This window comes from Chryseobacterium aquifrigidense, assembly GCF_006716485.1.
In the GTDB taxonomy this organism is placed as follows: Bacteria; Bacteroidota; Bacteroidia; order Flavobacteriales; family Weeksellaceae; genus Chryseobacterium; species Chryseobacterium vietnamense.
In genome coordinates, this window is the sequence record NZ_VFPD01000003.1 from 19344 (window position 1) to 35263 (window position 15920).

Genomic DNA, 15920 nt, shown 5'->3' on the forward strand with positions numbered 1-15920 from the left:
TAAAGGCTTCCGAAAGGGAGCTTTTGTGTTTTCTAATTAATGGCTGGGTTTAAACCTTATAGGTTTCAAAAACCTATAAGGTTTGATTCTACCCACATTAATCTTTAAACCAAACAAAATGTATATACTCAGAACAGATTCCACCCATAAAGATTTTCAAACACTGGTAAAATCCCTTGATGCTACTTTAGCCGAGCATAACGGCGAAAATGATGATTTTTTTGCTCAGTTCAATACAATTGATAGCATCAAAAATTGTGTCGTAGCTTATATAGATGATATTCCTGTTGCGTGTGGAGCATTCAAGCCCTTTTCAGAAGATACGGTAGAAATAAAAAGAATGTTTACCCATCCGGAATTCAGAAAGAAGGGACTAGGTTCCACCATTGTAAAAGAACTTGAAAGCTGGGCTGCAGAATTGAACTTTACAAAAGCCGTATTGGAAACTTCCCGGGATTTGAAAGGCGCCATCTCAGTGTATGAAAAAAGTGGTTTTTACAAAATACCGAATTATGGGCAATACGTTGGAATAGAGCAAAGTGTCTGCTACGGGAAAGTATTATAATTTAATATTCGTGTAATGCTAAATTCATTTTTTTTCAATTTTTAATTCCTGTTAAAGTGTTATATTGTGGCTCCAACCAAAATTATAACATATGAAAAAAACTGTATTCCTACTGGCAATATTTTTTGCCTTAAACTCGTGTTCCAGAGAAGAACTTCAGAACGAAAATGTAAAAACTGAAATGTCCCAGAAAGATCCGCTGACTGCAAAACAGATCAACGAAAGGATCAATCAGGCAATTAAAACGGACGGTACTTTTAATTGGAAGAATGAATCCGACCATTTCGTTTGGAGTGCTATTTTCCGCGGAAATAAAATGGTATCTATCGGTTTTGGAGCTTCTAAAGATGATTTCGACAGAAGTAAATCTCCAAACAGCAATGATATCGAAAAAGAAGTTCTTTCTGTGATCAAAAAATATGAAGGAAAAGACGAAAGAAATTTCCTCCTTCTTTCAGATCAGTATCTTAATCAGATGGATGTTGTCATTGAAAATGAGGAAACTGTTTCCGCACTTCGCCAAATGAAAAATATCCGATATGTAGAACCTGCAGATTATCATTATTTTGAATTTGAAGCTCAATATAATGCAGCTGCAAAATCTTCAGGAAGTGGTTCGTCAGGATGTGGATTTTCATCATCTGTATTAAGTACTGCAGATTATACTTCAACGACACCAAGTGCAAAAATACCGTGGGCTTTCACTAAACACAGCATTCCTGAAGCCTGGAGCTACAGTACCGGAGCAGGCGTAACTATTGGCCTTATTGATACAGGTGTTTCACCTGAACAGACTTTGTTGGGAGGAAGCTTTAATAATGGTGCTTCTTCAGGCAGAACAATCAGTAAATATGGAGTATATAATTCTGACGGATCAGGAGATCAGTGCGGACACGGAACAAAAATGGCTTCCGTAATGGCGGCTCCGAGAAATAATGCAGGATTACCTGTAGGAGTAGCTTATAATGCCAATCTGATCGCCTACAGAGCTGCAGAAAATGTTGTTCTTGAAACTTCCAGCGAACAGACTGCTGTAAAAACGGCTTTCACAGAATTGGGTAACAATACCAATGTGAAGATCATTTCTATGTCGATGGGGCATATTTTCTCTGTCGGGAAAATTGAAGACGGTGTGAAATACGCTTATTCTAAAGGAAAACTGATCTTCTGTGCCGGTGGTACTTCTACCAGTTTCACTAGTTTTGTCGGAGTAATTTTCCCTGCATCCATGCCGGAAACTCAGGCGATAACAGGAGTGAAAGAAAATACTTCCAATCAGAAATGTGATGTGTGCCACTCGGGAAGTCAGATTGATTTTACCTTCCAGATGGAGAGACCTTCAGGAAATACTGTTCCTGTATTGAGCTATTACAACGGACAGGCAGATTATGTGGGAGGTTCTTCAGTAGCTACAGCAGCTACAGCAGGAATTGCAGCGTTGGTTTGGGCTAAAAATCCATCATGGACGAGAGATCAGGTTCTCAATAAAATGAGACAGGCAGCTACTTACTATCCAAACGTAAATTCAAGCTATGGCTACGGAAACATCAATGTTCTGAAAGCGGTACAATAAACAATATCCTTACAAATAAAAAGAAAAGGAAATATCTCGGCTGAGGTATTTCCTTTTTAATATAATAATCGGTTCCTGAGATTAATCTCCTAATTGATAATCAAGAGGGAGCATATTTTCAATTTTATTTTTTGAGAAATCGCCTTCATTAATGAGTTGATCAGGCATTGTAATATTACCTTCCTTTGAAACTTCGAATGATTCTCCATCAGAATGCAGAAATGATGATAATATACTTCTGTCTGTTCTTTTTACAAATTCTTTTCCTTTAAGTTCATAATAAAACTTAGGATAGTTGACCTGCAGGATATCTTTAAATTCAAGAAACACATGCCCTTCCGGTCTTTTAACATAATCCGAATCAGGGATTTTAGTTTTTACAATAGCCAGCATGTATGGGCTCTGAGTATTTTTTCTACGGGCAATTTCTCTGATATTTTCAGGAATCGTATGTAAATCAGGTTGGGTGACGAGGTCCAGATAATTTTTTAAAATATTTAATTCTTCCTCTGTGGGATACTTTGGGTTAGGAACTCTTACTACCTGATTCACTATAAAACCTGCCTCAGCAATTTTATTCTCATAGATACTTCTGAAAAAATGAAGCTGACTGCCTTCGTAGGCATTCATCCGGTTTAATTTCACCTTATCCGTATTTTTTGTTTCTTTAAAAAAACTGGTTCCGGAATAATTAACCATTTTAGAATTGAAATCCGAAGAAAAGGCGATCAGATTATAATTGATTTCATAGCCCAGATTTTTATTTTCAATAATGAGTGTATTGGGGGCTTTTACTTTCAGAATCTTATTCTTTTTGTCGTAGGAAAACTTTAAAGATCTTTGATTTTTGATTTTCACATCATCACGATGATTACCTATAAATGTGTCCAGAAAATAATTGATATAGTTCTGATAAGCTTCGGAAGTGTAAGGAACGAGTCTTATTTCTTCGATAGCATTGGTTTTGGTCAATACCACTTTTAAAGTCTTGTTGATGATATCCGGTAATCCGATGGTAATGGTTTCATAATCTTCCTTTTGAAAAACAAGATTTCCGTATTTCTGAGCAGAAACATGTAATGTGAAACTTCCGTCTTCTTCCGAAACGGCCCCTGTTTTCGTACCGTCAAGATAAATGTTAACACCAGAGATCCTGTGGCCGGTATCATCCACCACAGTTCCTTTTACCATTTGTGCGGAAAAAAGGGAAGTGGTGAGTAAAAAAAATAGTAATACTGTTTTCATGGTAAACAATATTACTAAACTTTTAGTGATAAACAAAAGAAGAATTTATCCGATTCTTACACTTGTCATACTCAATGATCCTCCAATAAGATCGTCATTAAATAAACTAAGCTCTTCGGACTGATCTTTTAACCCCAAAGTATACAATAAAGGGAGATAATGATCAGGAGTAGGAACAGCATACTGTAAGAACGTTCCCTGCTTTTGGTAATCAATAATATTCTGAAAATTACCATCAAGTAGCCAATTGTTTGTTTTTTCACGGGCTTCCACTGCCCAATCCCATCCGGCTCCCACCGTATTTATATTTTTCCAGTCAATAAGACGGAGGTTATGAACAATATTTCCACTTCCGATAATAAGAATACCTTTTTCACGAAGTTTGTTCAGTCTTTTGGCAAGATCATAATGATACTGCGGAGGTTTTGTATGATCAATACTCAGCTGTATCACAGGAATATCAGCATCGGGATACATATGTTTGATAACTGACCATGCACCATGATCAAGTCCCCAGCTGTGATCTTCTTCCACCTCTACAGGAAGAAGTAATTCTGCGGTTTCTCTGGCCAGTTCGGGACTTCCCGGAGCAGGATACTGCACATCAAATAGGGCTTTTGGAAAACCATAAAAATCATGAATGGTTTTCGGCATATCCATCGCAGTTACAAAAGTTCCGTCTGTATACCAGTGGGCAGAAATACAAAGAATTGCATTAGGTTTGGGAATTTCTAAAGCTGCTTTCCGGAAACCCTGTACAAACTGATTCTCTTCAATGGCATTCATTGGTGAACCGTGCCCGAGAAATAAAACAGGCATTCTCTGTGTACTTTTAAAACCGTCACTTATATTTTGGAGATCGTTGAGGTTCATAAATATTGAAGATTATAAAAAAATAAAAGGTTCAAGGCTTTTAGAAAAATCCCTGAACCTTTTAAAATATGTGTTATTGACTATGCTTGTTTTACAAACTGTAATTCACCAGCTACTTTTACATCATCACTTACCATTACACCTCCTGCTTCAAGAGCCGCATTCCAGTTTAATCCAAAGTCTTTTCTGCTGATTTTTCCCTCAAAAGAGAAACCTGCTTTTGTATTTCCCCATGGGTCTACGTTAATTCCTCCGAAGTCTACATCAAGATTAACAGGTTTTGTAATTCCGTTGATGGTAAGGTTTCCAACGATAGAATTATTTAACGCCTGAGATTCAAAAGTGATGGTAGGATGTACTTCAGCATTGAAGAACTCTGCAGATTTTAAGTGATTGTCTCTGTCTGTATTGTTTGTGAATACAGAATCCGTCTGGATGGTAGCAGTCGTTTTAGCGTTTGCAAAGAATTCGTCCTCAGAGTCAATTTCAGCAGTGAAAGTTCTGAAGCTTCCTTTTACGTTAGAGATCATCATGTGTTTTACTTTAAAAGTAATTTCACTATGCGTAGGGTCTAAAATCCATTTTGTTGCCATTGTATTTCGTATTTTTTGTTTGTTATTAATGATGCAAATTTAGGACAGCGTACCTATACAAGTCATTGATATAGGATAAGAAATGAGTTTTTAACATTAATCATCACTTTTGCAAGTGAATGGTTAATTTATTTCAATATCAAATTGACAGGCGTAGCGGATTGACCATTGACCATTCACCTATCCCATTAAAAATTCTACTATTAAGTTAAGGAATAATTCCTTTGAATGCATGAATTCCATTTTATGAATGTTTTAATTTAACATTTCTTAACGAATGGTTTTTATTTCTTATTTTTGGAGGATTCAATTTTATACAATGAAATTACATAAATTTTCTTTATTGATGCTGGTTTTAGGCAGTTCAGCATTTGCCCAGACCCAGAAGTTTACCATGGCGGAGGCTGTAAATGGAATGAGAACCAACCTTGCTGTGAAAAATATCTCCCAGTTTTCATGGGCTGCAGATGGGAAATCCTATATTCAGGCCGTAAAAGGCGGTTATCTGATTACAGATTTGAAGACCAACAAACAGGATACTTTGATCTCGTTGAGCCAACTGAACAGAAATCTTTCCAATGATAAGTTTAAAGCTGTTCCACCCATTAAATTTACAGGAAATTCCAGTGGGTATTTTACAACAGGTGGTAAAATGTCATGGATTGAAAAATCAGGAAACGATTGGAAAGTAAAAAGTACAGCCACAATTGACGAGGATGCTGCAAACGTGAAAATGTTTGGGGACGGTCAGACTTTTGCCTTCACTGCAAAGAATAATTTATTTGTAAACAGAAATGGGAAAACCATTGCTGTAACCAGCGAAAGCAATGAAAATATCATTAGCGGACAGGCGGTTCACAGAAATGAATTCGGAATTGATACCGGAATTTTCCCGGCACCGAACTCTGAGAGCGTAGCTTTCTATAAAATGGATCAGAGTATGGTAGCAGATTATCCGATCATCGACTGGTCTGTAACTCCTGCTGTAAACCATAATATCAAATATCCAATGGCTGGACAGACTTCTCACCAGGTGACATTAGGGGTTTTCAATATTAAAACTCAGTCAACCACTTTCTTAAAAGTGGAAGGTGAAAAAGACCAATATCTGACAGCCGTTACCTGGAGCCCCGATTCAAAGTATATCTTTGTAGCTATTCTGAACAGAGGTCAGAATCATATGAAAATGAATCAGTATGACGCTGCGACAGGAGAATTGGTAAAAACGTTATTTGAGGAAACAGACAGCAAATATGTGGAGCCACAACACCCGCTTACTTTCTTCCCTAATTCTAATACAGACTTCATCTGGCAGAGTCAGAGAACAGGATATAACCACTTGTTCCATTACAGCCTTGAGAAAGGTCTGGTAGCACAAATCACGAAAGGTGACTGGCTGGTAACAGATATTTTAGGATTCAACGAGAAGAAAAAAGAAATCTATTTCACTTCAACAAAAGAAACTCCTTTAGAAAGACATTTGTATAAAATTAACTGGACCAACTTTAAGATGCAAAGGCTGGACAGTGAAGAAGGAATGCACATCGGAACTTTGAGCAGTGACGGGAATTATCTTTATGATGCATACAGTAATGCCAATTCACCAAGAGTTGCCAACATTATCAATACAGCCAATTTAAAAACGACCAATATCCTTACTTCTGAGAATCCATTAAAGAATTATCAGAGACCGGAAATAAAAAATGTAGAATTAAAGGCTGATGACGGAACTCCTTTGTATGGAAAAATCATCCTTCCAACCAATTTTGACCCGAATAAAAAATATCCAACTATTGTTTATCTGTACAACGGGCCACATTTACAGCTGATCACCAACAGCTTCCCGGCTTCAGGAAACCTTTGGTACGAATATATGGCTCAAAACGGTTACATCATTTTCACAATGGACGGAAGAGGTTCTTCTAACCGTGGAATGAAGTTTGAGCAGGCTGTATTCAGAAATCTGGGAACTACAGAAATGAACGACCAGATGAAAGGAGTAGACTACTTAAAATCTCTTCCGTATGTAGATGGAGACAAAATGGGAATCCACGGATGGAGTTTCGGAGGATTTATGACAACAAGCTTTATGCTTCGTAAACCGGATGTATTCAAAGTAGGAGTAGCAGGAGGACCAGTGATCGACTGGAGTATGTACGAGATTATGTACGGAGAAAGATATATGGACACGCCACAGGAAAATCCACAGGGATATGCAGCTGCTAATCTTTTGGATAAAGTTCAGAACCTGAAAGGAAAATTACTGATGATCCACGGAGCGCAGGATGATGTAGTAGTATGGCAGCATTCTATTAAATTCATCAAATCTGCTGTGGATAACGGAGTTCAGCTGGATTACTTTACGTATCCGGGACATCCGCATAACGTGATCGGGAAAGACAGGGTTCACCTGATGCAGAAGATTACAGATTATTTTGATTTATATCTGAAGAAATAATAAAGAAATCCAGCCTAAAACCAGGCTGGATTTTTTGTTTTTGCTAATCTTTTTGGAAAACGCAAAGGCGCAGGATTATTAAATGGATTATGTTGTAAGGCGCAAAGATTTTATCTGAGATAAAATTGTTCAACTCTAATACTATTTGCACAAATCTTTGCTGAAAATCTTCGATTTTCTTGCGCCTTAAACAGATGAAGATAAAGATCCTTTTGCGCCTTTGCGCTTTCCAACAAAAGTACAATTTGCTTTGCTCGCAATGACACTCTCGTGTTATTAGTGATACATTAGTGTTATTTGTGTTTTAAAAAAGTAACTTTTCGATCTTAACAAACATCAATGTTTTTGATTTTCCATAGTGGTAACTTTGTATCACTAAAATCAACAATATGGAATTAGGAATAGGAATGTTCGGGGATCTGGCTTTTGACCAGTCAACCGGAAAATATAGAGATGCAGGAATTAAGATCCGTGAAATACTGGATCAGGTAAAATTGATGGATGAGGTAGGAATTGATGTTTTCGCTATGGGAGAACATCACCGTCCGGATTACGCTGTTTCCTCTCCGGAGATTGTTTTGGCAGCAGCAGCAAGTATTACAAAAAATATAAAACTGGCCAGTGGAGTGACTGTTTTGAGTTCTTCGGAGCCGGTAAAAGTATATGAAGATTTTTCAACGCTGGATTTAATTTCAGACGGAAGAGCAGAAATATTTGTAGGACGTGGAAGTTTCATAGAATCATTTCCTTTGTATGGCTATTCGTTGAATGACTATGAACAGCTATTTGACGAAAAATTAGAATTATTGCTGAAAATCAATACTGAGGAAAATGTAAGCTGGTCAGGAAAGCTTCGTGCTCCGATGCAGAATCAGACGGTATATCCAAGAGCAAAAAATGACGGAAAACTTTCCATCTGGAGAGCCGTTGGAGGAACTCCGCAATCTGTTTTAAGTGCTGCACAATTGGGAATGCCTTTAGTGGTGGCTATCATTGGAGGAATGCCAATTCAGTTCAGAAACCTGATCGAATTCTATAAGCAGGAATACCAAAAAGCGGGACATGATGTTTCTAAAATGCAGATCGCAATCCACTCCCATACTTTTGTGAGTGATGATCAAAAAGTAGTCGATGGATATTTCCATAATTATAAATCGCAGATGGATAGGATAGGCGCTTCCCGAGGGTGGGCTCCATATACAAAAGCACAGTATGACGGAGGAAGAAGCAAAGATGGTGCACTATTTATCGGTAGTCCTGCTGAAGTAGCAGATAAGATTGCATATATGAAAGAGATTTTCGGAATTACAAGGTTTATCGGGCATATGGATGTAGGAGATCCTGCTCATGAGGTAATGATGAAATCTATTGAATTGTTTGGAAATGAGGTGAAGCCTGTTATAAAAGGACTGTAACAGGGAAGTTTATTGATAGCAAAAGCCACAAAAGATCTGTTATTTTGTGGCTTTTGTTATTTTAAATATACCGGACTAAATAATTTCAATGATACTTCCTCTTTCTTCATCTTTAATAATATTCAGAGCCGTCGGAATCTTTTCCTTTAGCTCTTCAACATGCGAAATAATACCTACAATCCTGTTTTCTTTCATCAGATTGGTAAGCGTTTCAAATACGATATTCACGGATTCTGTATCCTGCGTTCCGAAACCTTCATCAATAAAGAAGAAATTCTTGTCCGCCTGTGCATTGGCCTGAACACTTTCTGCCAGTGCCAGAGCAAGGCTTAACGATACCTGAAAGGCCTGTCCTCCGGAAAGCGTTTTTACACTTCTGCTTCTTCCTTCGTTGAGGTAATCAATGATTTCAAAATCGTTATTTTCATTAAGCTGGATACTCAGCTGGTTTCTGGTCATCCGGTGGAAACGCACATTGGCATGATCACAAAGCTGTCTCAGATAAATAGACGAAACATATTGTACAAAACCAGCACCTTTAAAAAGGTTCATCATGATTTTCAAATTCTCTGAGCGTTTTTGCAGTTTTACAAGTTCTTTCAGAAGTTCCTCTTTTTTCACAAACTCCTTTTCCAGTCGGTCTATTTCGGCAGTTTTTGTGACTACGGAATCACTTATTTTTTTCTGCTCACCCTGTGCTTCATTGAATTGCTGCTCAGCCAGAGAAAACTGTTCATTATTAAATGAAAGGCCTTTCAGTTTTAGTTCCAGTTCTGTAATGAATTTCTTTAAAGCTTCGAATTCAACTTTGAAATGCTGAACTTTAGCTCTTACCAATTGAATATTAATCTCCTGAAGTAAAATATTCTCAACTTCTTTAACTTCTGTAAAATTCTGATCTGCCAAAGCTTTGAAAATAGCCTCCTCATTTCCTGAAATTTCCTTCTCAAGTGCTGCAATCTGCTTTTCAGATTGGTTGACAATAGTTTTCTGTTCAGCAAGTTTTGGAGAAAGAATTTTTTCCTGTTCTACGGTCTTCTGATAATTTTCTTCAATCTCTTTATTAGAAAGGGCAAGCTTTCGATAAGATTCTTCAATCTCTTTTATTTCCTTTTCAGCATACAGATTCCACTCCAGAATTTTAAGCGCAGAACGGCTGATATTGATTTGTTCCTGTTTTGAAACTTCTTCCAGACGGAAAGCTTCCAGAGCGCTCTTATACTTTTCCAGTGTTTTGGTTTCTCTGTCAATATTTTCCCTTTCAACAGCTAGAGTACGTTCCGTTTCTTCAATCTTCTTCTCCAGCGAAAACGAGTCTGAACGTTTTTTCTCAAATTCCCCTTCCTTGTCAGGTGAAAATGATTTCCAGGTAAAATTAAACAGATGATTTTCAATGTCCTTCTGAATCTGAAGAGTCACTTTCTGCTCTGAAAGAAGCTGTTCCTCAAAGATTTTTCTACGGTCCAGAATCTTGTCAATTTCAGCTTCCTGCTTTTGAAGACCAATAGTTTCCTGTTCCAAAGAAGTTATTTTCTCTTGAATTTCCTTCAGCTCAGCATTCACATCATGAAATTCCACAATATGCGGATGTTCTTTGGAACCGCAAAGAGGGCAGTTTTCACCGTCATGAAGCTCACTGGCAAAACGGGAAAGCTCTTTTTGTATTTTGAGATGATCCAATTTTTGGGAAAGTTCCTTTTTCCTGGTTTCTAAGGTTTCTTTTTTGATTCTGAAATCTTCTTTATAATTTTCGGTATAAGCAAAAGGCTTTAATTCTTCTGCAATTTCTCCAATCAGTTTTTGATGTTTCTCAATTTTTTCCGCCTGTTCCTGAAGTGATTTTTTTAAATTTTTTTGTTGAATAAACCAGTTTCCGACTTCAGAAAGCAGGGCAGAATCAAGTTTCTGTTCTTTTAAATTTTTAATCTGTACAGAAAGTTCATCAATTGTCTTTTGAATTTTCTCTTTATGAGCATCCACTTCTTTTACCTTTTCGGAACCTTTCTGAGTTCTTTCATTCAGAACTTTGATCTCTTCCGAAAATTTCAGAATCTGAATGATGAGGTTCAGATCATTTTCCTGAATTCTGGATTGTTCTAATGCCTTAAATTGTGGTTCAAGAGCGGTGAGCTGTTCTTTTACAGTATTGAAAGCCTTTTCAGTTTCCTGCCAGGATTTAATCTGCTGTTCTTTTTCGTGTTGTTTCGCAGTAATCTCTTTTAAAAGTTTGTTTTTCTCAATAATCAATGGGTTGAAAATTCTGAAAACCCTGTCGTATAATTCTGCCTGTGTTTCCAGTGCATCTATTTGAGGCTTTTCTTCAGAGAGTTTACTGAACTTTCCTTTATTCTGCTGTAAACTTTCGAAATCACTTTTCAGGTTTTTCAGCTGTTGATAGATTTGGGAAACCTTCTCCAGTTTTTCATTGGATTCGGAGAGTTTTTTCTGCTCCTCTGAAAGCTGTTCTTTCTCAACCCGGATTTTTTCCTCATTGATTTCTTCGAAGCCTTTTAATTGTCCTTCCAGCTGATCCAGTTCAGATCTGTTTTTTACATTCAGTGCAGAAACATTGTTCTGAAGATCAAACTTCTGAAGATTAAAGATCTCCTTCATCATATTTGTTCTCTCTGCGGCACCTAATTCAAGGAATTCTTTGAACTGTCCCTGCGGAATAATAATGGTTCTTTTGAAGTTGGAATAGCTTAGCCCAATGATGGATTCTGCATTTGAGTGATCCAGTGGAATCCATTTGCCATTGATGTTTTCATAAAATGTAACCGCGTTAGGCTTTACTTCTTCAAACTTTTTTGAATTTCTCTTAAAATCACGGGCAGCGCGGAAAAGTTTATTTTCATAATTAATAAAATCAAATTCTATATAAGAACTGTTTGATTTTAAATTCATCATGTTATAAGCCCTTTTATCACGCATATTCAGACGTTCCGTTTCTCCGTATAAAGCAAAAGAAATGGCTTCCAGAACAGAAGATTTTCCGGAACCCACCGCTCCGAAAATCCCAAATAATCCTGCTTCGGTAAGATTTCTGAAATCAATAGTCTGGCGTTCCCGATACGAGTAAAGTCCTTCGATAGTTAGTTGAACAGGAATCATGGCTTATGCATTTAAAATTTCGTTAAACAAATTCATCAGTTCTTCATTGGCTTCCTGCCCGCCGTTTTTAGATTTAAAATAATCTTTGAATAAAATATCAATATCCTGGCTCAAATTGATCACGTGGTTTTGATCTTCTGACAATTCCAGATTCCTGACTTTTGGAATAAGGTGTACAATTCCGTTGTGAGACTGATAAATCAATCTTCTTTCATCAGCCGTTAAAAAAGTTTCACTTTCCAGTGTGAGCTCTATAAATGTATTGGGATGATCACTAAGCCATTGAACGGCATCTTCGATAGAATTAAATGTTTTTCTCACCAGAGTTCTGCCATTTTCCAATATCTTCTTCTCGTAAGAAACTGCTTTCCCGGGTTCTACATCTATAATGGAAACATACTTCTTTTGTCCGGCTTCACTGAAACTGTAGCACAGAGGAGAAGATGAATAAACAACAGGTTTTTCCTTCGTTCCGATATTCTGAAAACCATGAAGGTGGCCCAATGCCGTATATTGAATCTGCTCAGGAATGCTGTCCGAAAAAATCAAATCTGCATTTCCTATTTTAATCGGTTTTTCTCCTTCGGGTTCTTCCAGAATTTCTGCCCCTCTTTTATTCATGTATAAATGAGCAGTCAGAAGATTCACTCCGGTATCATCGCAGAACTGATCCGCAAGATTTTTCCATTCCTGTGCAAGTACTTTGTTGATTTCTTCTTCTTTATTTTCACCAAAATATTCCTTTAAACGAATCTCATTCGCAAAAGGAGTGTGAAGAATTCTTACCGGAAAATTTATACCATCAATTTTCAGCTCTATAAAACCTTCTTTCGAGTTGGTAATGTTGAAATATCCTGTACCGAAGGGCACGATCTCAGCTTTAGGATGACCAATTAAAATAATTCCGCATTCCCTTGCCAGAGGATCGGGAGCATTGATTAAGCTTGGAGAATCATGATTACCGGAAATAGCAATCACAGGGCGTTTACCATTCAGTGATAAACGTTTTAAGGTTTTATAAAAAAGTTCAGCAGCCTCTACACCTGGATTGAAATTATCAAAGAGATCACCGGCAATTAATACCAGATCAACATTTTGTTCGTCAGCAATCTGAACAATTTCATTCATCACCAAAACCTGTTCTTCCAGTCTTGAAAAACGGTCGAGGCGTTTACCCAAATGCCAGTCGGCAGTGTGGAGGATTTTCATAACTTAAATTTGAGAATTAAAAAGAGTATGTGCAACGTAATTCTCAACTTGTTGGGTAGAAAATTATTTGCAGGTATTACCATGTAAAGATAGAGAATACTTCATTTAAAAAAATAAGGTTTCCCTTAATCAGATAAAAACAATTTACAGCTTATGGTCAGCTTCTCTGGCTTTGAAATCTTCCCGGATCTGTTTTAATTTTGCTTTCCTTTCCGCTTCAGCATTTTGTATTTTACGTTTTTTCTGATCAATTTTCTTTTTATTTTTCTTCCTGTTTGCTTCGTTATTTTTGCTCATGTTTTTTTATAGCAGATAATTTTTATTGGTAAGAAATAGCTTCTTCAAAAATAAGAAACAAAATATAAAAATATAGATTGATGATTAAATTTAAACCCTATACAAATCTTTTTCGGGCAGATTTATTTTATTAGTATTTTTGATGAAAATTAATATTCATGAAGTTTTGTTTAACAATATTATTGGCTTTATTAGGGATGTCTATTAATGCTCAAGACCTTGAGAAAATATCAAAGGAGGTAACAGAAGAAGGGATAGCATTATATCGTAGTGAAATGGCAAGTTGGTATGGTACAGATATCGTAAAAGAGAATTACAGAAATATGGAAAATATAGGAGGATATTTTTCTTATTTAGATGATGTCCCTAAATGTATTTTCTTCTCCAAGCAGAATAAAGTGGTGGCTACAGTTTCTTTTCCTACCAATTATAACCCTGCTAATGCAAAAATTGATTTGTCTGAAAGGGATTTCACTTCTGTTGAGCAGGATTATTTTACCATCAGACAGAAAGCTCTTGCCAGAATAAGCAATGACACCATTTTTAAGCAGTATAATAATACAAACTTTAATCTGGTTCCTATCATTAAGCAGGATTCTAAGAAAGTGTATGTTTTAACCGGACCTTCTGTCAATAATGTTGTTGTTTTCGGAAATGATTATCTGCTGACTTTCAATAATAATAATGAAATAAAAAATGTTGAAAAACTACATAAAGGAATAATTGTTCATGATATAACCAATATCAACAAAGATAGTGATGCAAGTGGAGTTCATTCTCATGTTTTGGATAACTGGCAGCAGATTACTCCTACAGATATTTGTACCCTTATGCTATATCAAAATCTTACAGGATGGGAAACCTATACAACAGTTTCCAAAAAGTATGCTAGTATATGGAATCATAAATCGAACAGGGCATTTGTAATGAAAACTGAAAACTTTAAAAAGATAGCCAATTATCAACGGGAGAAAAATAAGAAGGCAGAAAATAAAGATACTCAAGATTCAAAAAAATAAAAAAAAGATGGAGCAACAATCCAAAGATCCTCTACACGGAAAAAGACTGGATGCTATCCTTGAAGAACTGGTAGAATATTATCAAGGTTTTGAAAGGCTTGGCGAACAGATCAATATAAAATGTTTTACAGATAACCCAAGTATAAATTCTTCCCTGAAATTTCTACGGAAAACACCATGGGCAAGAACAAAAGTGGAGAGCCTGTATCTTTTTGTCCTGAGGCAGAAAAAAAGAGAGGAGAATAGAAAAAAATAATGGCTGTAACAGGGAAATTTATTTTTCTTTATGCCTCTCATAGCTTCCATCTTCCATCTCCCATCTTCCAGGCTCATTGAATCATTTCAAAAAGAGTATATTTGTATGATTAATCGTGAAACAAAATCACGAAAAAAAGAAAAAATATGACAATCGAAAACAATCACGTTGTAGCTGTAAAGTATATACTTCACACTATCGAACCAGATGGAAGTAAGATTCTTGTAGAAGAAACAACAACAGAAAATCCGCTTACATTTTTGTATGGTGTGGGAATGATGATTCCAAAATTTGAACAAAATATCCTTGGCTTACAAGCAGGTGATAAAGCTGCATTTGTGATTCAGCCTGAAGAAGCTTACGGTGAAAGACAGCCGGATGCTATTGCACAGTTACCAGTGGAAATGTTCAAAGAATCAGGACTTCCACCTGTAGGAGCTATTTTACCTTTATCAGACAATCAGGGAAATAACTTTCAGGCTTTTGTAGTAGAAATTACTCCGGAAGTTGTAGTAGCAGACCTTAACCACCCGATGGCGGGTAAAGTTTTAGATTTCGACGTGGAAGTTTTAAGTACTCGTCCGGCCACTGAAGAGGAGCTGGCACATGGTCACGCTCACGGAATTGACGGTACTGAAGGTCACTAAAAAAATAATATAATATCCGAAAAGTCGGATATTATATTAGATAAATGATACAAAATAAGCCAAGGATAATTCTTTGGCTATTTTTATTTATAAGGTACACCAGCTATCGAATGCTTGGCGTTCCCCTCTACCGGAGGGGCGGCGAAAATTCAAAGAATTTTTGACGGGGGGGTTCTACACACAAAGCATCACTCTATACTTACTAATCCAAAAACTCTCCGGAAACATAATACCAGCGTTCATGCATCTTCTGAAAAACAGAAAACTCATGATGAACTTGCGGATGACCGTCCTGATCCGTATAATAAGCCTTAAATTCTACATGGTTTAAAGCAGGGGTTCTGATGATTTCCAGTTTCGTCCACCGGTTGATTTCTCCCCATTCCTGAAGATCTTTTTTATTGTGGTATTTTCTTTTTCCCGGAAGAGTAGTCTCCATCAGATATTGACCATTCGGAATGGCAAAAGCAGAAAATCTTGAGCGCATCAGAGCTTCAGCTGTGGGAGCATGTTTTTCTCCGGTATGATAAGGTTTACAGCATTCCTCGTAGGATTTCCCTGAACAGCATGGACAGTCCATATATTGTATTTAAAATTTGAGATGCAAAAATAATCAATATCAATAGAAACGGGCTTTAGCCCGTTAAAAAATAAAGAAA

14 protein-coding genes are annotated in these 15920 nt (G+C 36.8%); 7 read left to right on the forward strand and 7 right to left on the reverse strand.

The window, feature by feature from the left end; translation table 11 throughout:
* Positions 1-118: 118 nt before the first annotated feature.
* Positions 119-565 (forward strand): GNAT family N-acetyltransferase, encoded by a 447-nt coding sequence (locus tag FB551_RS18675; protein WP_142018541.1) that lies wholly within the window; start codon positions 119-121, stop codon positions 563-565.
* Positions 566-656: 91 nt separating this feature from the next.
* Entirely contained in the window at positions 657-2138 is a 1482-nt protein-coding gene (locus FB551_RS18680) for a S8 family peptidase (protein ID WP_142018542.1), read from the forward strand.
* A gap of 81 nt (positions 2139-2219) precedes the next feature.
* On the opposite strand, the gene FB551_RS18685 is transcribed toward FB551_RS18680, so the two are convergent.
* From FB551_RS18685 to FB551_RS18695, 3 genes are all read right to left on the reverse strand, one after another.
* Positions 2220-3383: a carboxypeptidase-like regulatory domain-containing protein gene (locus FB551_RS18685; RefSeq protein ID WP_142018543.1), complete on the reverse strand. Its 1164-nt coding sequence runs from the start codon at positions 3381-3383 to the stop codon at positions 2220-2222.
* A 45-nt stretch (positions 3384-3428) separates the two neighbouring features.
* Positions 3429-4256 carry a 4,5-DOPA-extradiol-dioxygenase gene (gene ygiD, locus FB551_RS18690; RefSeq protein WP_047428543.1) on the reverse strand — a complete coding sequence of 276 codons (828 nt, stop codon included), beginning with the start codon at positions 4254-4256 and terminating at the stop codon, positions 3429-3431.
* Between the two features lie 80 nt (positions 4257-4336).
* Positions 4337-4849, reverse strand: a complete 513-nt coding sequence (locus FB551_RS18695) for a YceI family protein (protein ID WP_047428539.1) — start codon at positions 4847-4849, stop codon at positions 4337-4339.
* Positions 4850-5168: 319 nt separating this feature from the next.
* Here FB551_RS18695 and FB551_RS18700 point away from each other — a divergent pair, with 319 nt between their 5' ends.
* A complete protein-coding gene (locus tag FB551_RS18700) occupies positions 5169-7307 on the forward strand; it encodes a S9 family peptidase (protein WP_142018544.1) in 2139 nt (712 codons plus the stop codon).
* A gap of 389 nt (positions 7308-7696) precedes the next feature.
* The gene (locus FB551_RS18705) at positions 7697-8722 is read left to right on the forward strand and encodes an LLM class flavin-dependent oxidoreductase (protein WP_047428533.1); all 1026 of its coding nucleotides are present in this window, start codon (positions 7697-7699) and stop codon (positions 8720-8722) included.
* Between the two features lie 75 nt (positions 8723-8797).
* On the opposite strand, the gene FB551_RS18710 is transcribed toward FB551_RS18705, so the two are convergent.
* The 3 genes from FB551_RS18710 to FB551_RS23370 form a co-directional block, all read right to left on the reverse strand.
* Positions 8798-11833 carry an AAA family ATPase gene (locus tag FB551_RS18710; RefSeq protein WP_142018545.1) on the reverse strand — a complete coding sequence of 1012 codons (3036 nt, stop codon included), beginning with the start codon at positions 11831-11833 and terminating at the stop codon, positions 8798-8800.
* Between the two features lie 3 nt (positions 11834-11836).
* Positions 11837-13042, reverse strand: a complete 1206-nt coding sequence (locus FB551_RS18715) for a metallophosphoesterase family protein (protein ID WP_142018546.1) — start codon at positions 13040-13042, stop codon at positions 11837-11839.
* A 144-nt stretch (positions 13043-13186) separates the two neighbouring features.
* Complete coding sequence (locus tag FB551_RS23370; protein WP_167497896.1) at positions 13187-13339, reverse strand: hypothetical protein; 153 nt, start codon at positions 13337-13339, stop codon at positions 13187-13189.
* Positions 13340-13497: 158 nt separating this feature from the next.
* Here FB551_RS23370 and FB551_RS18720 point away from each other — a divergent pair, with 158 nt between their 5' ends.
* The 3 genes from FB551_RS18720 to FB551_RS18730 all read left to right on the forward strand — a co-directional run bounded on the left by FB551_RS18720 (position 13498) and on the right by FB551_RS18730 (position 15261).
* On the forward strand, positions 13498-14358 hold the full coding sequence (locus FB551_RS18720) for a hypothetical protein (RefSeq protein WP_226798736.1): 861 nt from the start codon (positions 13498-13500) through the stop codon (positions 14356-14358).
* Positions 14359-14365: 7 nt separating this feature from the next.
* Positions 14366-14614 (forward strand): VF530 family protein, encoded by a 249-nt coding sequence (locus FB551_RS18725; RefSeq protein WP_047428524.1) that lies wholly within the window; start codon positions 14366-14368, stop codon positions 14612-14614.
* A 146-nt stretch (positions 14615-14760) separates the two neighbouring features.
* On the forward strand, positions 14761-15261 hold the full coding sequence (locus FB551_RS18730; protein ID WP_047428521.1) for an FKBP-type peptidyl-prolyl cis-trans isomerase: 501 nt from the start codon (positions 14761-14763) through the stop codon (positions 15259-15261).
* Between the two features lie 202 nt (positions 15262-15463).
* Here the strand turns inward: FB551_RS18730 and FB551_RS18735 are convergent, their stop codons facing one another.
* Positions 15464-15841 carry a YchJ family protein gene (locus tag FB551_RS18735; RefSeq protein WP_142018547.1) on the reverse strand — a complete coding sequence of 126 codons (378 nt, stop codon included), beginning with the start codon at positions 15839-15841 and terminating at the stop codon, positions 15464-15466.
* Between the last annotated feature and the right edge of the window lie 79 nt (positions 15842-15920).